Source organism: Verrucosispora sioxanthis (assembly GCF_010560025.1).
Lineage (GTDB): Bacteria > Actinomycetota > Actinomycetes > Mycobacteriales > Micromonosporaceae > Micromonospora > Micromonospora palythoicola.
The window spans coordinates 338,792-357,539 of the sequence record NZ_SAIY01000005.1 but is presented as its reverse complement, the minus strand read 5'-3'; the positions used below and the strand labels follow the sequence as shown (position 1 = coordinate 357,539).

Sequence of the window (18,748 nt, the reverse complement as noted above, 5' to 3'; positions counted from 1 at the left end):
CGGGGCCGCCGTTATCGGGTCGTCGGGCGGGTGGGTGGTCGTCTAGTGTCCGCGTGGTGACGCGTGGGGTAGCCATCGAGCCGGGACGGGTGCTGGTCTTCGACGCCGACGACACCCTCTGGGAGAACAACGTCGTGTTCGAGCGGGTGATCGACGACTTCCTGGAGTGGTTGGACCATCCCACGCTGAACCGGGTGCAGCTGCGGGCCGTGCTGGACGACATCGAGCGGGCCAACGCCGTCACCCACGGGTACGGCAGCAAGGTCTTCCTGCGCAGTCTGCGGGACTGCCTGGAACGGCTGCGCCAGCGTCCGGCCACCGAGGCGGAGCGCCGGGAGATCGACGAGCTGGCGGTGGCGCTGGTAACCCACCAGGTCGAGCTGATGCCGGGAGTGGCCGACGCCTTGGACGAGTTGGCCGGCCGGCACGAGCTGCTGTTGCTGACCAAGGGCGAGCGTGCGGAGCAGCAGCGCAAGCTGGATGCCTGCGGGCTGTTGCACCACTTCTCCGCCGCGCACATCGTGACGGAGAAGAACGTCGAGACCTACCGGTGGCTGGCCGGGCGGCATGCCCTGGATCCGGGCCGCGCCTGGATGATCGGCAACTCGCCACGCTCGGACATCCTGCCCGCCCGGGCCGCCGGCTGGAACGCGGTGTTCATCCCGAACGCGAACACCTGGGTGCTGGAGCACGACGAGCTGGATCCGGCGGACGCCGGTGTGCTGCACCTGGACGCCTTCCCGGACCTGCTGCGTCACTTCTGACCACCGCCGGCGGCGCAAGCAGCGACGCCACCAGCGCACGTCGCGGGTACGACGCCGATCAGCGTCGGAGATGGGTGCGGCGTTACGCCGAACTGCCGGGATTGTGCCCTGGTGGGAATAGTGCGGGCTGGGACTCGCCGGACCTTGTTCGCTGCCGGCGGCGGTGCCTAGCCTCGGCTGCGGCGTCGCGGTTCCCCCGGGGTGGGCCGGGCGCCGTTGTCCGGATGTGGGGCACCGTGGAGCTGAGTGCGGGCGGGTCGGTTGCCGTGCTGGGGCTGGCCGGTCCGCCGTACGGCGCTCAGCAGGCCCGCCGTCCACATCCGGGCGGGGTCAGGACCGGAGCCGGTGGGCCCGGTCCTGACCCGGACCAGGTCGGGGCGAACGGAGTCGCGTCCGTCAGGTGATCTCGCCGCGCACGATGGCGACCGCCACCCGGCACAACTCGTCCATGTCCGGTTCGAAGCCGGCCGCGATGTCGGGGTGCAGGCCGGCCCGGGTCTCGTCGAGCAGCCGCTGGCAGACCTGCTCGACCGGCTCGCCGGCGTAGCTGTCGCGCACCCGGTCGGCGGCCACCTGCAGGGCAGAGGTCAGCTGCTCCTCCAGCGGCCCGCGCAGCTTCTCCTGCACCGGGTCGTGGGGATCCAGCGTGACGTGTGGCTCCGACATTGGTGCTCCCTTCGTCGGCGGCTGCGGTACCCCACCGCTGCCGTCGGTCAAACCCCGTCCGGCACGGCGGCGACGCGCACCTGGTACGAGAACTCCTCGGCTGGCTGTTCCAGGTAGGACAGCCGGCGGATCTGCTTGTCGTCGTCGTAGAGCGCGACGTCGACAAGCACGCCGAGGTGCGCCAGCCCGATGCTGGCGACCCGCTTCTTGTCCTGGAGCACCGCGCACACCCCACCCAGCAGGGTGCTGGCGTCGGAGGTGCGGTGCCCGGGAGGGCAGCGCAGGGTCAGGTCGATCTCGATCGGGCCGGACAGTGGCGTCCAGCCGGTCTCCTGCGCGGCCGCGCAGGCGGCCTGCAACAGGGCGCGTACCCTCGTCGCCTGCCGGTGCCCGGCGGCGAAGATGGAAAGCGCTTCGGTCTTGACCGGTGGCAGGCCGCTCACCTCGAACGTCAGGGTGAGAGCGCGGGTGTCCTGCACCACGGCGGCACCTCCTCGTTGGGGACGATCCTGCCCAACCGGTAACCGGTGAGGGGCTGTTCCCGCGAGAACCAACCGATCGGGCGGGTCGGGGTCGGCCGGTGGCGTATCGACGGCGACGGCGTACGCGCTGGCGGCGAAGCTTGTTAAACGCTAGTCCACCTGACGGTCGCCCGGTAGCACCGGCCGGTCAGTCCCCCGGTGGGAAAGCGCAGAATTCGTTGCCCTCCGGGTCGGCCAACACCCACCAGGACACCGCGTCGTCCGGCTCCCGCAGCAGGGTGGCTCCGGCCCGGATCAGTGCGGACGGCTCGGGGTCGGTCAGGTCGACGTCCCAGTGCATCCGGTTCTTGACGCTCTTGCGCTCCGGCACCGGGTCGAAGACCCAGTGGTCCCAGGGGAAGCCGGCCGCGCCGTTGACCGAGGCGTACCCCTGCTCGCTGACCTCGACCTCGCCGCCGACGATGCCGGCCCACCAGGTGGCCTGGGCGCTCGGGTCGGCGGAATCCACCACCAGCTCGAACGGCCCCGGGCGGGACTCGTCTCCGGGAGCGAACGCGCAGAACAGGTTGCCGTCGGGGTCGGCCAGCACCCACCAGCTGATCTCCGAGTCCGGCTCGCGGACCAGCCGCGCGCCGGCTTCCAGCAGCGCCGCCGGGCTCGCCTCGGCCAACCGCAGGTCCAGGTGTACGCGAGTCTTGGCGGTACGCGGTTCGGGCACCCGGTTGACCCAGATCGATTCCGCGCTGGCACCGGTGGGCAGGTCGACCCGGGTGTCGCCGTCACCGACGTCGACCAGCTCACCGTGCAGAATCCGGGCCCAGAACCCGCCGAGGGCGTGCGCGTCGGCGGCGTCGAGACAGAGGTCCTTGAAGCGTGCGATCATCCGCCGATCATGCCGGCCGGCACCGACATCCGCCTTCGAAAGGCCGCTGTCCCGGCCGCGAATCGACATGTGGTGGCGGCCGACGGCAGGGCGGTCCGGAAGCATGACGTGGGCCACACGCTTCGGTGTTTAGCGCGTCTCGGCTCGGGCAGGTTTCGCGGCTCCACCGGTCGGGCAGTGTTCCAGCCACGAAACGCAGGGGTGCGAATCCGCAGGTCACACGCCCTGGCCGTCTCGCCGTGCGCCGGGGCACGGAGTCCTCCCCGGCTGTTGGCGGAGATCGAGGGGAGGGTCATGAGCGAGCGGAGTGATCCGGTCGGCGTTCGACGCCGGCCCCGCGTGCGGATGGCGGCGGCGGCCGCGGCACTGACGTTTGTGGCACCGATGGCGGCGTGTGCCTCCGGCGGTGACGGCGGGGTGCCCACGATCAACCTGTACTACCCGCCGGAGCAGAACCTCCAGCAGGTGGTCGACCGGTGCAACACCGAGGCGGGTGGGCGGTACCGCATCGTCAACCGGGTTCTGCCGCGGGAGGCCGACGAGCAGCGGGTGCAGATGGTGCGCCGGCTCGCGGCCGAGGACGACGGCATGGACGTGCTCGGCCTCGACGTGACCTGGACCCAGGAGTTCGCCAGCGCCGACTGGATCCGGGAATGGACCGGGCAGGACCGCGCCGAGGTGGAGGAAGGCACCCTCGAAGGGCCGTTGGAGACCGCCCGGTACGAGGACAAGCTCTACGCCGCGCCGAAGAACACGAACGTCCAGTTGCTGTGGTACCGCAAGGACCTGGTGCCCGAGCCGCCGACCACCTGGGACGAGATGATCTCGATGGCGCAGCGGCTGCGGGATCAGGGTCGGCCGCATCAGGTGCTCACCATGGGCGCCCAGTACGAGGGACTGGTGGTGCTCTACAACACCCTGGTGGCCAGCGCGGGCGGCAACATCCTCAACGACGACGGCACCGAGGCCGTGGTGGACGACGGCGCCGTGCGGGCCCTTGAGGTGCTGCGCGACTTCGCCACCTCCGGGGTGACCTCGCCGTCGTTCAGCAACGCGACCGAGGATCCGGTGCGGCTGGAGTTCCAGAGCGGTAACGGCGCGTTCCAGGTGAACTGGCCGTTCGTCTATCCGGCGATGCAGGAAGCGAACCCGGAGCTGGCGGAGCAGGTCGCCTGGGCCCGGGTGCCCGGGGTCGAGGAGGGCACTCCGGGGCGGGTCACCATCGGCGGCATCAACCTGGCCGTCAGCCGGTACTCGGAGCACCCGCAGGAATCCTTCGAGGCGGCCAGGTGCCTGCGCAACGCGGAGAACCAGAAGTTCTCCGCGATCAACGACGGGGTGCCGCCGACGATCGAGAGCGTCTACGACGACCCCGAGATGGACGAGGCGTACCCGATGAAGGAGACCATCCTCGAACAGTTGCGGAACTCGGCGGTGCGACCGCTGACCCCCGCGTACCAGAGCATCTCCACCGTGACCTCGGCGATCCTGTCGCCGCCGTCGGCGATCGACCCGCAGGCGACCGCCGACGAGCTGCGTGAGGCGGTCGCCGCCGCCCTGGAGTCGAGGGGAGTCCTGCCGTGAGCGAGCACCCCGAGCGAACCATCGGGCTCAGTGCGCCGGTGCCTCAGGCCGGGCCGGAGCGAAGCGGAGGCACGGCATGAGCATCAACTCCACCCCGGCCGGCGCGGACGTGGCCGCCGAAGGCACCGACACCCGCAGCGGGGGGCACGCCGCGGTGCCCGCCCAACGCGACAACCGACGCGGCCGGGCACCGCTGAGCGAGAACAAGCGGGCCGAGCGGCGGCTGGGCTGGCTGCTGTGCGCCCCGGCGGCATTCGTCATGCTGGCGGTGACCGCCTATCCGATCCTGTACTCGGTGTGGCTGTCGTTGCAGCGCTACGACCTGCGGTTCCCCGCTGAGCGGGAGTTCATCGGTCTGCAGAACTACGCCACCGTGCTCACCAACGAGTTCTGGTGGACGGCGTTCGGGGTGACCATGCTGATCACGGTGGTCACCGTGGCCGTGGAGCTGGTGCTCGGCATGGGCCTCGCGCTGATCATGCACCGTACGCTGGTCGGGCGGGGGATCGTCCGGACCTCGGCGCTGATCCCGTACGGCATCGTCACGGTCGTGGCCGCCTTCTCCTGGCGGTACGCGTGGACGCCGGGCACCGGGTACCTGGCCAACCTGTTCTCCGACGGTGCGCCGCTGACCGAGCGGGCCAGCTCGCTGGCGATCATCATGCTGGCGGAGATCTGGAAGACCACGCCGTTCATGGCGCTGCTGCTGATGGCCGGCCTGGCGCTGGTGCCGGAGGATCTGCTCAAGGCCGCCTCCACCGACGGCGCGACCGCCTGGCAGCGGTTCACCAAGGTGATGCTGCCGGTGATGAAGCCGGCGATCCTGGTGGCGCTGCTGTTCCGCACCCTGGACGCGTTCCGGGTCTTCGACAACATCTACGTGCTGACGTCGGGGGCCAACGAGACCTCGTCGGTGTCGATGATCGCCTACAACAACCTGATCCGAGGGCTGAACCTCGGCATCGGCTCGACCATGTCGGTGCTGATCTTCATCACCGTGGCGATCATCGCGTTCGTCTTCGTGAAGCTGTTCGGTACCGCTGCCCCGGGCAGCGACGACGGAGAGAGGCGCTGACATGGCTGACACCACCACCCGGGCCAAGGTGCGCTGGGGCCTGCTGGACGTCGCCGTGGTCGTGTTCGCGCTGACCCCGGTGCTGTGGATCATGTCGCTGTCGTTCAAGACGCCGGCGACGCTCACCGACGGGAAGTTCATTCCACGGGAGTGGACGCTGGAGAACTACCGGACGATCTTCGCCACCGACCAGTTCGTCCGAGCGTTGGTCAACTCCATCGGCATCGCGTTGATCGCCACCACGATCGCCGTGGTGCTCGGCGCGATGGCCGCGTACGCGATCTCGCGGTTGGACTTCCCCGGCAAGCGACTGCTGATCGGCGTCTCGTTGCTGATCGCGATGTTCCCGCAGGTGTCGCTGGTCTCGCCGCTGTTCGAGATCGAGCGGCAGCTGGGCCTGTTCGACACCTGGCCGGGCCTGATCCTGCCGTACATCACCTTCGCGCTGCCGTTGGCGATCTACACATTGTCGGCGTTCTTCAAGCAGATCCCGTGGGACCTGGAGAAGGCCGCCAAGATGGACGGCGCCACCCAGGGGCAGGCGTTCCGGCGGGTGATCGCCCCGCTGGCCGCGCCGGGACTGTTCACCACCGCCATCCTGGTCTTCATCTTCTGCTGGAACGACTTCCTGTTCGCCATCTCGCTGACCTCCACCGAGCGTTCGCGCACGGTGCCGGTGGCGCTGTCGTTCTTCACCGGTGCCTCGCAGTTCGAGGACCCGACCGGCGCGATCTGCGCCGCCGCCGTGGTGATCACGGTGCCGATCATCCTGTTCGTCCTCTTCTTCCAGCGCCGCATCGTCTCCGGCCTGACCTCCGGCGCCGTCAAGGGATAGGTGAGAAACTCGTGGCTGACATCGTGCTGGACAAGGTGAGCAAGAAGTTCCCGGACGGCACCACGGCGGTGCGCGACGTCGACCTGGAGATCGCCGACGGCGAGTTCGTCATCCTGGTCGGCCCCTCCGGCTGCGGCAAGTCCACCACTCTCAACATGATCGCCGGGCTGGAGGACATCAGCTCCGGTGAGCTGCGCATCGGCGGGCAGCGGGTCAACGACAAGGCCCCCCGCGACCGGGACATCGCCATGGTGTTCCAGTCGTACGCGCTCTACCCGAACATGACCGTCCGGGAGAACATGGCCTTCCCGCTGCGGCTGGCGAAGCTGGACAAGGAGACGATCGCGCAGAAGGTGGAGGAGGCGGCGAAGGTCCTGGAGCTGACCCCGCTGCTGGACCGCAAGCCGGCCAACCTCTCCGGCGGGCAGCGGCAGCGGGTGGCGATGGGCCGGGCGATCGTCCGGCAGCCCAAGGCGTTCCTGATGGACGAGCCGCTGTCCAACCTGGACGCAAAGCTGCGGGTACAGATGCGGACCGTGGTGTCCCGCCTGCAGAAGCAGCTCGGCACCACCACCGTGTACGTCACCCACGACCAGACCGAGGCGATGACCCTCGGCGACCGCGTGGTGATCATGCGCGGTGGCGCGGTGCAGCAGGTCGGCCCGCCGCAGGAGCTGTACGACCACCCGAACAACCTTTTCGTGGCCGGGTTCATCGGCTCACCGTCGATGAACTTCCTCACCGCCACGGTGGAGGAGGGCACGCTGCGTACCGCCCTGGGTGACGTGCCGATCGGCGACCGGATCCGCCGCGAGCTGGAAGGGGCCGACGCCCCTCGGGAGCTGATCCTCGGCATCCGTCCGGAACACTTCGAGGACGCCGAGCTGGTCGACGAGGAGACCCGCCGTCGGGGCATGGAGTTCACCGCCCCGGTGGACATCGTCGAGTCGATGGGCTCGGACAAGTACGTCTACCTGAGCGTCGAGGGGGAACGGGCCACCTCCGCCGAGCTGGAGGAGTTGGCCGCCGACGCGGGCGCGGCCGACTTCAGCGGTGCCGGGTCGAACCTGGTCACCCGGCTGTCGGCGGAGTCGACCGTCACCGAGGGGGAGGACCGGCGGGTCTGGTTCAACCTGGAGAAGATCCACCTGTTCGACCCCTCCGACGGCCGCAACCTGACCCTGCACGAGGGTCGCGCCGCCGGCACCCTCGCCGACTGACCGCCCCTGCCGGGTGCATCTGCCACACCGGATGCACCCGGCAGGAGGTGCGGGGTCAGTGTGAGTGGCGAGGCACCGCGCTGCCGCTGCCACCGACCAGGAAGTCCAGGTCGGCGCCCTGGTCGGCCTGCTGGACGTGCTCGCTGTACAGGCGTACCCAGCCGCGCTCGAACGCCGGCTTCGGCGGCTGCCAGGCGGCGCGGCGTTCGGCGAGCTCGGTCTCGTCGACCAGCAGGTCGAGGCGGCGCGTCGGGACGTCGAGGCGGACCAGGTCGCCGGTGCGGACCAGCGCCAGCGGGCCGCCCACCGACGCCTCCGGCGCCGTGTGCAGGACGCAGGTGCCGTAGCCGGTGCCGCTCATCCGTGCGTCGGAGATCCGCACCATGTCCGTGACACCGGCGGCGAGCAACCGGTGTGGCATCGGCACGTTGCCCACCTCGGGGAACCCCGGGTAGCCGCGTGGCCCGGCGTTGCGCACCACGATGACGGTGTCGGGCGTGACGTCGAGATCCGGGTCGTCGGCGGCGACGGCGTACTCCTCGATCCGGTCGAAGACCAGCGCCGGCCCGGTGTGGGTGAGCAGGTGCGCCGAGGCGGCCGAGACCTTCAGCACCGCCCCGGACGGCGCGAGCGACCCGCGCAGTACGACGGTGCCCGATCCGGCGGGCTGGAAGGGTTCGGCGAGGGTGCCGATGACCTGCCGGTTCCAGCACCGGACGCCGTCGATGTTGTCGGCCACGCTCTTCCCGCTGACCGTGATCTGATCCAGGTGCAGCAGCGGGGCGATTTCCTGCATCACCGCCGGGACGCCGCCCGCGTACGCGAAGTCCTCCATCAGGTACGTCCCGGACGGCATCAGGTTGACCAGCATGGGCACGTCGCCGGTGAGGGCGTCGAAGTCCTCAAGCGACAGGGGCACGCCGACGCGGCCGGCGATGGCCAGCAGATGCACCACGGCGTTGGTGGAGCCACCGATCGCGGCGTTGACCCGGATGGCGTTCTCGAACGCCTGACGGGTGAGCACCGTGGACAGGCGCTGGTCCTGCTCGACCATGGCCACGATCCGGCGTCCGGCGGCGTGCGCGAGCGCGTACCGTCGCGAGTCCACCGCCGGAACCGCGGCGGCGCCCGGCAGTTGGACGCCCAACGCCTCGGTCACGCAGGCCATCGTGGAGGCAGTGCCCATGGTCATGCAGTGGCCCCGGCTGCGGGACATGCAGACCTCCGCCTCGGCGCAGTCGGCCGCGGTCACCAGGCCGGCGCGCAGGTCCTCGGTGAAGCGCCAGACGGCGGTGCCGGACCCGATGTCCTGGCCACGGAACTTGCCGTTGAGCATCGGTCCGCCGGTGATCAACAGGGTCGGCAGGTCGACACTTGCCGCACCCATCAACAGGCCGGGAGTGGTCTTGTCGCAGCCGGAGAGCAGCACCACGCCGTCGAGCGGGTTGGCCCGGATCAGTTCCTCCGCCTCCATCGCCAGCAGGTTGCGGTAGAGCATGGTGGTGGGCCGCATGAGGGGTTCGCCGAGGCTCATCGCGGGAAACTCCAGCGGCAGACCGCCGCTCTCCCAGATGCCGCGCTTCACCGATTCGGCCAGCTCGCGCAGGTGGGCGTTGCACGGGGTCAGCTCCGACCAGGTGGTGGCGATGCCGATCACCGGGCGACCGTCGAAGACGTCGTCGGCGAACCCCTGGTTGCGCATCCAGGAGCGATGGATGAACCCGTTGCGGCCGTCGGCACCGAACCACTGGCCGCTGCGCAGCGGTCGACTCGACATCAGCACCCCTCCCGGCGCGATTCGACCCCTGGCACGAGTCGCCCATCGACTCGGCGGGGAATGGCGGTGTACTCGTCCCGCAGTTCCTCGGGGAGGATCCACTCCGGGGCGTTCTGCCAGGCCAGCGGGCGCAGGAAACGTCGGATCGAGGTGGCGCCCACCGAGGTGTGCACGGCGTTCGTCGACGGCCAGGGACCACCGTGGTGCTGGGCCCACGACACCCGGACACCGGTGGGGTAGCCGTCGAAGACGATCCGACCGGCGCGGGCGACGAAGACGTGGACCAGCCCGCGTACGGCGTCGGTGTCGTCGCCCTGACCGCGGTGCACGGAGCCGGTGAGCGACGGCGGCACGGTCACCAGCGCGGCGTCGAGGTCGGCGACGTCGTGGTAGCGGACCACGACCATCAGCGGGCCGAAGCACTCGTCGGCGATCTCGGCGGTCAGGCCCGGCAGGTCGACCTCCAGCAGCGTCGGTGCCACCGTGAACCCCGCCTCGGCGTCGATGCGGGGTTGGGCGACGAGGCGGGCGCCTGCCTTCTCCAACGCGGCGGCTCCGCTGTTGTACGCGTCCCGGATGCGCTGGTTCAGCAGGACCGATCCGCCGGCGGAGGCGACCTTTCCCCGGAGCGTGTCGACCAGGCGGTCACCAGCCGGGTCCGCCGGGAGGAACGCCAACCCCGGCTTGGTGCAGAGCTGACCACCCGAGGCGGTGAAGGAGGCGAACAGCCCGTCGGCGATCTGGTCCCCCCGGCTGGCCGCCGCGTCGGGCAGCACGACGATCGGGTTCACGCTGCTCAGTTCGGCGTACAGCGGAATGGGGTCGGCGCGCTCGTCGATGGCCGCCTGGATGGCGCGGGCCGCGCCGACGGAGCCGGTCAGGGCGGCGGCCCGGATCGCCGGCTGGCGCACCAGCCAACGGCCGGCCCGCTCCCCGTACACGGCCGTGAGCACACCGTCGGGTCCGCCCAGGTCCCGTACGGCCGACTCGATCGCGTCGGCGGAGGCACGCGACGTCAGCGGATGGGACGGGTGCGCCTTCGCCACCGTGGGACAGCCGGCGGCCAGCGCCGAGGCGGTGTCGCCGCCGGCGACGGAGAAGGCGAATGGGAAGTTGCTGGCGCCGAAGACGGCCACCGGCCCGAGGGGTACGAGCATCCGTCGCACGTCCGGGCCGGGCCCGAGGGGCGTGTCGGCGGCGTGGTCGATGGCCGCTTCCAGGTACCCGCCGTCGCGCAGCACCGCCGCGAACATCCGGAACTGGACCGCCGCCCGGGTCAGCTCCGAGTCGAGTCGCGCCTGGCCCAGAGCGGTCTCCGCCTCCGCCGTCGCGACCAGATCCGCCCGCCGGGACTCCAGGGCGGCCGCGACCGCGTCCAGTAGCCGCGTCCTGCCGGTCCTGCCCAGGTCGGACAGCCACTGTGCCGCCCGGGACGCCCGACCGACGACCGCCGCCACGCCGGACTCGTCCGTCTCGACGAGATCCGTCGGGTGCTGCCGGCCGCCGCGCGGATCGGTGGTGGTGACTTTCACAGCAGTCCTCTCCTTGCCAGGTTGCTCATGAGATCGCGGACGCCGAACTGCCACGGCTCGCACCGCTCCGCGTGCCACACCCGGTTGACCAGGGTGCCGAGCGCCGGGCAGTCGATCCGCACCACGTCGTCGACCTTGTGGGTGAAGCCCTCGCCGGGGCGTTCGCGGTCCTGGGTGGGGGCGAACATGGTGCCGAGCATCAGGACGGCGCCGTCGGGATACTGGTGGTGCGGGCCGATCAACTGCCGTACCAGCGACTCCGGGTCGCGTGCCATCCGCGCCATCTCCGAGGTCGCCGTCAGGTGGAAGTCGTCCAACCCGTGGACCTGGAGACCCACCCTCAGCTCGCGTACCCGACCGAGTGGAAACCGCTCGTCGAACAGCCGGATCAACGGTCCGAGGGCGCACGAGGCGTTGTTGTCCTTGGCCCGGGGGAGCAGCAGCGCCGAGCGTCCCTCGACGTCCCGCAGGTTCACGTCGTTGCCCAGGGTGGCGCCGACGATCCGACCGCTGGACTGGACGACGAGCGTGACCTCGGGCTCCGGGTTGTTCCAGGTCGAGGCCGCGAGCACGCCGACCGGGACGGCGGTGCCGACGGCGGAGAGGGGCTGACCCTTGGTGAAGATCTCGGCGTCCGGCCCGATCCCCACCTCCAGGTACTGACTCCAGACGCCCTCGGCGACCAGCGCGGCCTTGAGCCGCTCCGCCTCGACCGAGCCGGGGACCAGGCTGTCCAGGTCGGCACCGATGTCGGCGAGTATCCGGCCACGGATGTCCGCCGCGCGGGTCAGGTCTCCCCGGGCCCGCTCCTCGATGACGCGTTCGATCATCGAGACGGGAAAGGTCACGCCGGCGGCCTTGAGCGCTTGCAGGTCGACCGGGGCAAGCAGCCAGGGCCGGCTCCGGTCCCGGTTCGTGGCAGCGGTGTTGGCCAGCAGTTCGTCGAAGCCGCCGACCCGTGGCCCGTCCGACCCGGCCACGGTCTTGGCGGGTTCGGGCAGCTCGCAGATGTCCCGCACGGTCGGAAACCGGTGACTGAGGTCGATGACGTCGCCGTCGCGGACGGTCACCGGGGAGGGGCCGTCGACGGACGGGTCCCAGATCCGACCGACGAGGACGCTGTCCTCGGCATCGTCCGGCAACGCCTCGGCGGCACTGCCGAACCAGGGCTCCTCGCTCATCGTCACTCCCCTGGTACAGGTCCGGTGTCGCCGAGCTGGAATCTGCAACGATCGTAGCGCTATATGCAACGGTGTCAACGGCCGATTGCGAGTGGAGCGCAACCCGTTGCGTATGATGCAACGGGCGGTCGTTCGGGTCGCCACGTGGAGGGAGCGCCACCGTGTCGCAGTCGGTTCGCCGTGCGGTCGACCTGATCCGTCGCGCCGCGGAACATCCGCTGTCCCTCACCGAGGCGGCGGAGGTCCTGGGGGTCCACAAGTCCACCGCCCTGCGGATCCTCCAGACGCTCGAATCGGCGCGCTTCGTCCGCCGGACCGGTGCCGGGACCTACGTGCTCGGCAGCGGCATCATCGAACTGTCGGAACTCGCGCTGGGCTCGATGGACCTGCGCCAGTTCGCCGCCGCGCCCCTGCGTACGCTCCAGCGCAAGACCGGCCACACCGTGCACCTGGCGCAGTTGACCGGCGACGAGATCATCTATATCGACAAGGTCGACAGCCCGGCCTTCGACGCGGTCAAGCTACCGTCGCGGATCGGGCGCGCAGTCTCGATCTACGCGAGCGCCGTCGGCAAGACCATTCTGGCGTACCTGCCGACGGCGGAACGCGACCGCCTCCTGTCCCACGTCGTCTTCGAACGGTTCACGCCCACCACGTGCGCCGACCGCGAATCGCTCGACGCCGAACTCGTCCGCATCCGCGAACAGGGCTGGGCCGTCGACAACGGCGAACACGACACGTACGTCATGTGTGTGGCCGCGCCGATCAGGGACTCCCGTGGGCGGGTCATCGCCGCCGCCTCGATGACCGCGATCGAGGTCATCGCCAGCCTCGACCAGCTCAAGGAGAGCCTTCCCCTGCTGCTCGACACCGCGATCCAGATCTCCGGAGAACTCGGCTACGACACCTCCGAGGGCGATTGACGTGACGCGGGCGGCGCCCGCCCCGCCTACAACTTCGGGGATGTTGCTGCCTCAGGCTGCGGCGAGGCAGCAACATCCCCGAAGTTGTCGCCTCCTGGAGACGGGGCACTTAGCCCCGGACCAGGGCGTCGAGCAGCTCGGCTTCTCGGCCGGCGCTCAGGCCGGCGCGCCGGTCGCGGTGCAGTCCGGTCGCCCGTTCCCAGGCCAGGGTGTCCGCCAGCAGGTCCGGGCGCGGCCGGTGGCGCAGCCCGGCGGCGGCCGCCGCCGCACCGTTGCGCGCCGACCAGCCGGAGTGACCCGGCTCGACCAGCCACATCGGCAGCGACTCCGGGCCCATGTACTGGGCCACGCCGCGGGCCACCAGCCAGTCGGCGTCGACGTCGACCACCGGTCCGGTGTGCCCGCCGACGGCGCGGCACCGGGCGATCCAGTCACCGAAGGGCACCACCGGCCCGACCGCGTTGAACGTGCCGACCGTGCGGGCTGCGGCGCTGTCCAGCAGCCAGGCGGCCAGATCGCGCACGTCCACCACCTGCGTGGGCAGATCGGGGGTACGGGGTACCAGCATCGGCGCATCGGGGTCGCGGGCGGCCCGCGCCACCCAGTAGCCGGAGCGATCGGTGTGGTCGCCGGGGCCGCCGATCAGACCGGCGCGGGCCACCAGCAACCGGTCTCCCACCTCGGTCGTGGAGAACTGCTCGCAGGCCACCTTCGCCTCGCCGTACTCGGCACGGTCGACCACCTCCCGAACCGTCGCCGGGAGGGTGGCCGCCGACTCGTCGGCACCGGGTGTGTCGTGGCTGGCGTAGGCGCTGACCGACGAGACGTAGCACCAGTGCCGGGCCCGGTCGCCCAGCGCGCGCAGGGCCTGCCGGACGAAGCCGGGCTGCCACGACACCTCGATGACGGCGTCCCAGTCACGGTCGCGCAGCACGTCGTACGCTGTCGGGTCGCTGCGGTCCGCGCGGACGAGAACCGCGCCGTCCGGCACCGCTCCACTGTCTCCACGGGCCAGGCAGGTGACGGCATGTCCCCGGTCGACGGCCTGCCGGGCCACCTCCCGCCCCAGCCACGCCGTCCCGCCCAGCACCAGTGTCTGCATGGTGCCCAGCCAAGCAGCGGTGGCGCGACGCAGCCAACGGACTCTGCCGTAGGCAGAACACGGGGCCGACGGCGCGGCCCGGCAGTTCTACCCTCGGCTGATGACCTCCATGATGGAGCCGCCGACGAACACGATGACCCTGTCCGCCGGCCCGGTGGAGTATCGGCTGGACCAGCGCGGGGACGCGGTCGTCGTGGTGTTTCACGGTGGTCACATGCGCGCCGGTCTGGCCTTGGACGAGCGGGTCTACGCCGAGGCGGACATCTCAGTGCTGGCGCCGTCGCGACCGGGGTACGGCCGCACTCGTGTCACCACCGGGACAACCGTGCCCGGCTTCGCCGACGTGACCGCCGACCTGTGCCGGCACCTGGGCTTCCAGCGGGTCACGGCGGCGGTCGGCATCTCCGCGGGCGGGCCGACCGCGGTGGCCTTCGCGGCCCGTCATCCGGACCTGGTGGAGCGGCTGATTCTGCAGGGCGCGTTGGGTCCGTTGCCCTGTCCGGACCGCCGTACCCGCCTATTGGCGGGGCTGATGTTCTCGCCTCGCACCGAGGGCGTGACGTGGGGCGGCATGCGGTCACTGCTGCGCCGCGCGCCGGGCCGGGGTTTGCGGCAACTGCTCGCCGGCCTGGCCACCCTCCCGGCGGACCAGGTGCTGGCCGGGCTGACCCCGGCGCAGCGTACGCAACTGGTCTGGCTCTTCTCCCCGATGCGCTCCGGCGCCGGCTTCCGCAACGACCTGCGCCCCCGGGATGACCTCACCGCGCAGGTCACCCAACCGGCCCTGGTGATCGCCAGCCGGCGCGACGGTGCGGTGCCGTTCGCGCACGCCGAGGCCCTGGTCGCCGGGATACCCCGAGCCGAGCTGATCGAGAGCCAGGCCGATCACCATTTCTACGAGTTCGCCCCCGACTGGCCGACCATCACAGACACGCTGCGCACCTTCCTGACCACTGATCCGAGGCCCTGAACGCCGTCGCGGTCGCTCGCCGGACGCGGTACGCCGGGATCCCGCCATCGCGAGCCAGGCGAGTTCTGCTCGCATGGCCGCAACTGCGTCCCGCAGGTAATGTCACCGATCGTGAACGCCTTGACCCGGAACAACGTCACGGTGACCGGGGCCCGCGGGGGCCGTACGCTGGTCTTCGCCCACGGTTTCGGCTGTGATCAGAACATGTGGCGGTTCGTCGCGCCGCAGTTCGCCGCCGAACACCGGGTGGTGCTCTTCGACCACGTCGGTGCCGGCGGCTCCGACCTGTCGGCCTACCGACCGCAGCGGTACGCGTCGCTGCACGGCTACGCCGACGACGTCCTGGAGATCCTGACCGAGCTGGAAGTGTCCGACGTCGTTTTCGTCGGCCATTCGGTGAGCGCGATGATCGGGGTGCTCGCCGTGGCGGCCGAGCCCGACCGCTTCTCCGGTCTGGTGCTGGTCGGCCCGTCGCCCCGCTACGTCGACGACGACGGCTACCGGGGCGGCTTCAGCCGGGCCGACATCGACGAGTTGCTGGAGTCGCTGGACAGCAACTACCTCGGCTGGTCGGCCGCGATGGCCCCGGTCATCATGGGCAACCCGGAGCGCCCGCAGCTCGGCGCGGAGCTGACCAACAGTTTCTGCCGGACCGACCCGGCGATCGCCCGGCAGTTCGCCCGGGCCACCTTCCTGTCCGACAACCGCGCGGATCTGTCGAGGGTCCCGGTGCCCAGCCTGGTGTTGCAGTGCAGCGAGGACGTCATCGCGCCGTACGAGGTCGGCGAGTACGTCCACCGTCAGCTTCCGAACAGCACGTTCATGCTGCTGAAGGCCACCGGGCACTGCCCCAACCTGAGCGCGCCTGAGGAGACGGTCCAGGCAATTCAGGCGTTCCTGGACAAGGGTTAGCGTGGATCAACCGGCCGAGCCGTTCGGCCCACTGCTCGCGGAGAGCGCCGAGGACCTCTACGAGAACGCGCCCTGCGGCTACCTCTCCGTACTGCCCGACGGGGCGTTGGCCCGGGTGAACCAGACCTTCCTCGACTGGACCGGCCACCGTCGTGAGGAGCTGCTCGGTCGCCGCATCCAGGAGCTGTACGCCGTCGGTAGCCGAATCTTCCACGAGACCCACCTGCGACCACTGCTGCACATGCAGGGTGAGGTGCGCGAGCTGGCCATGGAGTTCCGGCGGGCCGACGGCACCCGGTTCGACACGCTCGTCAACGCCGTGCTGCGGCGCAACCCGGAGACCGGCTCCACGGTGCTGAGGATGACCGTTCTCAACGCCACCGATCGGCGTGCCTACGAGCGGGAACTGCTCGCCGAACGTCGACGTGCCGAGCGCACCACCGCGCGGATCAGGGTGCTCCAGGAGATGATCGCCCGGTACGCCACCATCGAGCGGGCCGACGAACTCGTCGCCCCGATCGTCGCGGCGGGTACGGCGGCGTTCGAGGCCGTCACGACCACCGTCTGGCTGGTGGACGCGGAAAGCTCCGCGCTGATCGTCACCGGGGCCGACCACCACGACGCGTCGCTCGCCCTCGACGGTTCGGCGCCCCAGGCCCGGGCTGCCCGCACCGGCGACGTGGTCGTGCCCCCGGCGGACGAGGCCGCCGAGCAGGTGTCCACCCCGCTGATCGCCGACGACCAGGTGCTCGGCGTGGTGTCCTTCGACTTCGCTGTGGCCCGCCGGTTCGATGCCGACGAGGTCGAGCTGATGCGGACGCTCGGCCGGCAGGCCGGGCAGGCGCTGGAACGGGCGCGGTTGTACGAGGAGAGCGCCCGGCGGGCCTGGCAGTCGGCGTTCCTTGCCCGCCTCGGCCGGGACCTCGACGAGCCGGTGGGCGCCGCCGACCGGGCCCGCCGCCTGGTCACGCTGCGCCCGAGCTGGCGGAGTACGCCCAGGTCGACCTGACCCACGACGAGGAGTCAGGTTGGCGGGCCGGTGCCGCGCCGGACGCCGCCGCCGTCGATCCGGTCAGCGCCGCCGGGCCCGGCGGACCCTGGCCTCTGACCGACCTGGTCCGGGAAACCCTGCGGACGGTACGCGGCTCGGGTGAGGCCCGTCCGGTGCCGCTGGCCGCGCCGGACGGCCGTCCGGCCGTCGGACTGCCATTGCGGGCCCGTGGCGCGGTGATCGGCACACTGTTGCTCGCCGGCGATCCGGCGGTGCCGGGCCGGACCGATCCGGAGTTCCTGCTCGACCTCGCCGACCGGGCCGGGCTCGCGCTGGACAACGCCCGTCTCGCCGAGCAGGACCGGGAGGTGGCGCGCACGCTGCAACGCAGCCTGCTGGCCAGCGAGCGGCCCATCGACGCCCGTTTCCACGTCGCCACCGTCTACCGCCCGGCGGTGAAGACGCTGGAGGTCGGTGGCGACTGGTACGACACCTTCCTCACCGCCTCCGGCAGCGTCGGGTTGGTCGTCGGCGACGTGGTCGGCCGCGGCATCCGGGCAGCCAGCGCGATGGGTCAGCTCCGCAGCGCCGTACGGGCGCTGGCCAAGGCGCAGTGCGGCCCGGCCACGGTGTTGCAGTACATGGACGATTTCGTCGCGACCCTGGAGGCCGGTCAGATGACCACCCTCGCCTACGCTGAGTTGGCGCTGGACACCGGCCGGCTCCGCTACGCCTGCGCCGGGCATCCACCACCGCTGCTGCTGCCGCCGGACACCTCGCCGCGCTACCTGTGGGAGGGCCGCTCCGGTCCGCTCGGTACCCGAGCGGCCAGCCGGGGGCGGCGGGAGGCCGAGCTGACCCTGCCGCGCGGCTCCCGACTGCTGCTCTACACCGACGGCCTTGTCGAGCGGCGCGGTGAGCGGATCGACCAGGGGTTCAACCGCCTGGCGGAGGTGGTGACCAGCCGGCGGGAGACGCCGCTGGCGTCGCTTGTCGAACAGGTCAGCGACGCGATGTTGGCAGGCGAGGGCGGGCACGACGACACGTGCCTGCTGGCCCTGGCCTTTGACGGTGCACCCCGGTACCACTGCGAGGTGCCGGCCGAGGTCGCCGCGCTGCGGCCGCTGCGCGGCGAGCTCGATGACTGGCTGATGAGATACAAGGTGCCGGAGACCGAGCGGTACGCCATCGTGCTGGCCTGTTCCGAGGCGGTGGCCAACGCGATCGAGCATGGTTACCTGGGGAATCCCGTCGGCCGCGTCCGGGTGGGCGTGACGATTGACGGCAACATCGTGGAGCTGCGGGTGAGCGACTCGGGCCAGTGGCGGGCGCCGCGGCCCAGCGCTGACCGGGGACGGGGGATGGCCCTGATGGGACGGCTGATGGACGACCTCGTGGTGGACTGCGGCGAGGGGACCACGGTCTTGATGCGCCGCAGACTGGGGAGGTCGGCGAGGTGACCGCGGCGAACCGGATTACCGTGACCGTGGAACGCGGCAGCGAGGTCGTGCGGCTCCACGGCGACGTCGATCATGTGAATGCCGATCAGGTCGAGCGGGAGGTTCTCACCGCCACCCGCGCGGCCGCCAGCGTGGTGGTCGACCTGTCCGCGGTGACCTTCCTCGACAGCGCCGGGCTGCGTTGCCTGGACCGGCTGGTGGCCGCCTTCACCAAGCGGCAGGCGCAGGTGCGGGTGGTCGCCCCGGAGGACGGGGTGGTCCGCTTCACCCTTGATCTGATCGGTTTCCTGCCCGAGACGCTGGCCTCGACCTTGGACGAGGCGTTGCGCGGGTTGGGTCACTGAGCCCGTCCGCGCGGGTCGCCGACCCGGGCCGGCGCCGCGCCCGTGGC

General features: G+C 70.9%; 18 protein-coding genes. 11 read left to right on the top strand and 7 right to left on the bottom strand.

Translation table 11 applies throughout. The features are described 5' to 3' along the window. The first annotated feature begins 89 nt into the window (after positions 1-89). Positions 90-764: an HAD family hydrolase gene (locus ENC19_RS17315; protein WP_164448381.1), complete on the top strand. Its 675-nt coding sequence runs from the start codon at positions 90-92 to the stop codon at positions 762-764. Positions 765-1,160: 396 nt separating this feature from the next. Here ENC19_RS17315 and ENC19_RS17310 read toward each other — a convergent pair whose 3' ends face one another. The 3 genes from ENC19_RS17310 to ENC19_RS17300 form a co-directional block, all read right to left on the bottom strand. Beyond that, positions 1,161-1,430 carry a hypothetical protein gene (locus tag ENC19_RS17310; protein ID WP_093407224.1) on the bottom strand — a complete coding sequence of 90 codons (270 nt, stop codon included), beginning with the start codon at positions 1,428-1,430 and terminating at the stop codon, positions 1,161-1,163. 47 nt (positions 1,431-1,477) lie between these two features. Beyond that, positions 1,478-1,909: a RusA family crossover junction endodeoxyribonuclease gene (locus ENC19_RS17305; RefSeq protein WP_164448380.1), complete on the bottom strand. Its 432-nt coding sequence runs from the start codon at positions 1,907-1,909 to the stop codon at positions 1,478-1,480. A 190-nt stretch (positions 1,910-2,099) separates the two neighbouring features. Next, complete coding sequence (locus tag ENC19_RS17300; RefSeq protein ID WP_164448179.1) at positions 2,100-2,795, bottom strand: VOC family protein; 696 nt, start codon at positions 2,793-2,795, stop codon at positions 2,100-2,102. Between the two features lie 294 nt (positions 2,796-3,089). Between ENC19_RS17300 and ENC19_RS17295 the strand changes: the two genes are divergently transcribed. The 4 genes from ENC19_RS17295 (at position 3,090) to ENC19_RS17280 (ending at position 7,509) form a co-directional block, all read left to right on the top strand. Beyond that, on the top strand, positions 3,090-4,379 hold the full coding sequence (locus ENC19_RS17295; protein ID WP_164448178.1) for an ABC transporter substrate-binding protein: 1,290 nt from the start codon (positions 3,090-3,092) through the stop codon (positions 4,377-4,379). Between the two features lie 76 nt (positions 4,380-4,455). Continuing rightward, complete coding sequence (locus tag ENC19_RS17290) at positions 4,456-5,454, top strand: carbohydrate ABC transporter permease (protein WP_164448177.1); 999 nt, start codon at positions 4,456-4,458, stop codon at positions 5,452-5,454. 1 nt (position 5,455) lies between these two features. After that, entirely contained in the window at positions 5,456-6,289 is an 834-nt protein-coding gene (locus tag ENC19_RS17285; RefSeq protein ID WP_164448176.1) for a carbohydrate ABC transporter permease, read from the top strand. A gap of 11 nt (positions 6,290-6,300) precedes the next feature. Next, positions 6,301-7,509 (top strand): ABC transporter ATP-binding protein, encoded by a 1,209-nt coding sequence (locus tag ENC19_RS17280; protein WP_164448175.1) that lies wholly within the window; start codon positions 6,301-6,303, stop codon positions 7,507-7,509. A 55-nt stretch (positions 7,510-7,564) separates the two neighbouring features. Here the strand turns inward: ENC19_RS17280 and ENC19_RS17275 are convergent, their stop codons facing one another. The 3 genes from ENC19_RS17275 to ENC19_RS17265 are packed head-to-tail and all read right to left on the bottom strand — an operon-like array spanning position 7,565 to position 11,999. Further along, positions 7,565-9,286 (bottom strand): IlvD/Edd family dehydratase, encoded by a 1,722-nt coding sequence (locus ENC19_RS17275; RefSeq protein ID WP_164448174.1) that lies wholly within the window; start codon positions 9,284-9,286, stop codon positions 7,565-7,567. Continuing rightward, the gene (locus ENC19_RS17270; protein WP_164448173.1) at positions 9,286-10,818 is read right to left on the bottom strand and encodes an aldehyde dehydrogenase (NADP(+)); all 1,533 of its coding nucleotides are present in this window, start codon (positions 10,816-10,818) and stop codon (positions 9,286-9,288) included. Before ENC19_RS17270 ends, ENC19_RS17275 begins: the two co-directional genes overlap by 1 nt. Further along, on the bottom strand, positions 10,815-11,999 hold the full coding sequence (locus tag ENC19_RS17265) for a fumarylacetoacetate hydrolase family protein (protein ID WP_164448172.1): 1,185 nt from the start codon (positions 11,997-11,999) through the stop codon (positions 10,815-10,817). The genes ENC19_RS17270 and ENC19_RS17265 overlap by 4 nt, the downstream gene beginning before the upstream one ends. Positions 12,000-12,160: 161 nt before the next feature. Here ENC19_RS17265 and ENC19_RS17260 point away from each other — a divergent pair, with 161 nt between their 5' ends. Next, positions 12,161-12,922 carry an IclR family transcriptional regulator gene (locus ENC19_RS17260; protein WP_164448171.1) on the top strand — a complete coding sequence of 254 codons (762 nt, stop codon included), beginning with the start codon at positions 12,161-12,163 and terminating at the stop codon, positions 12,920-12,922. A 109-nt stretch (positions 12,923-13,031) separates the two neighbouring features. On the opposite strand, the gene ENC19_RS17255 is transcribed toward ENC19_RS17260, so the two are convergent. Next, positions 13,032-14,024, bottom strand: coding sequence for a Rossmann-fold NAD(P)-binding domain-containing protein (locus tag ENC19_RS17255; RefSeq protein WP_164448170.1), 993 nt, complete (start codon positions 14,022-14,024; stop codon positions 13,032-13,034). 100 nt (positions 14,025-14,124) lie between these two features. Here ENC19_RS17255 and ENC19_RS17250 point away from each other — a divergent pair, with 100 nt between their 5' ends. The 5 genes from ENC19_RS17250 (at position 14,125) to ENC19_RS17230 (ending at position 18,701) form a co-directional block, all read left to right on the top strand. Continuing rightward, on the top strand, positions 14,125-14,994 hold the full coding sequence (locus ENC19_RS17250; protein ID WP_164448169.1) for an alpha/beta fold hydrolase: 870 nt from the start codon (positions 14,125-14,127) through the stop codon (positions 14,992-14,994). Positions 14,995-15,105: 111 nt separating this feature from the next. Beyond that, entirely contained in the window at positions 15,106-15,906 is an 801-nt protein-coding gene (locus ENC19_RS17245) for an alpha/beta fold hydrolase (RefSeq protein ID WP_281603562.1), read from the top strand. Between the two features lies 1 nt (position 15,907). Continuing rightward, positions 15,908-16,915, top strand: coding sequence for a PAS domain S-box protein (locus tag ENC19_RS17240; RefSeq protein ID WP_164448167.1), 1,008 nt, complete (start codon positions 15,908-15,910; stop codon positions 16,913-16,915). Between the two features lie 155 nt (positions 16,916-17,070). Further along, positions 17,071-18,357 (top strand): ATP-binding SpoIIE family protein phosphatase, encoded by a 1,287-nt coding sequence (locus ENC19_RS17235; protein ID WP_164448166.1) that lies wholly within the window; start codon positions 17,071-17,073, stop codon positions 18,355-18,357. After that, positions 18,354-18,701 (top strand): STAS domain-containing protein, encoded by a 348-nt coding sequence (locus tag ENC19_RS17230; protein WP_164448165.1) that lies wholly within the window; start codon positions 18,354-18,356, stop codon positions 18,699-18,701. The genes ENC19_RS17235 and ENC19_RS17230 overlap by 4 nt, the downstream gene beginning before the upstream one ends. The last annotated feature ends 47 nt before the right edge of the window (positions 18,702-18,748 follow it).

What these genes read in the sequence shown, in the direction of transcription:
- ENC19_RS17300 (WP_164448179.1), bottom strand. Translation starts at nt 2,795, where the DNA reads ATGATCGCACGCTTCAAGGACCTCTGTCTCGACGCCGCCGACGCGCAC.
- ENC19_RS17290 (WP_164448177.1), top strand. Translation starts at nt 4,456, where the DNA reads ATGAGCATCAACTCCACCCCGGCCGGCGCGGACGTGGCCGCCGAAGGC.
- ENC19_RS17310 (WP_093407224.1), bottom strand. Translation starts at nt 1,430, where the DNA reads ATGTCGGAGCCACACGTCACGCTGGATCCCCACGACCCGGTGCAGGAG.
- ENC19_RS17265 (WP_164448172.1), bottom strand. Translation starts at nt 11,999, where the DNA reads ATGAGCGAGGAGCCCTGGTTCGGCAGTGCCGCCGAGGCGTTGCCGGAC.
- ENC19_RS17275 (WP_164448174.1), bottom strand. Translation starts at nt 9,286, where the DNA reads ATGTCGAGTCGACCGCTGCGCAGCGGCCAGTGGTTCGGTGCCGACGGC.
- ENC19_RS17295 (WP_164448178.1), top strand. Translation starts at nt 3,090, where the DNA reads ATGAGCGAGCGGAGTGATCCGGTCGGCGTTCGACGCCGGCCCCGCGTG.
- ENC19_RS17285 (WP_164448176.1), top strand. Translation starts at nt 5,456, where the DNA reads ATGGCTGACACCACCACCCGGGCCAAGGTGCGCTGGGGCCTGCTGGAC.
- ENC19_RS17255 (WP_164448170.1), bottom strand. Translation starts at nt 14,024, where the DNA reads ATGCAGACACTGGTGCTGGGCGGGACGGCGTGGCTGGGGCGGGAGGTG.
- ENC19_RS17250 (WP_164448169.1), top strand. Translation starts at nt 14,125, where the DNA reads ATGACCTCCATGATGGAGCCGCCGACGAACACGATGACCCTGTCCGCC.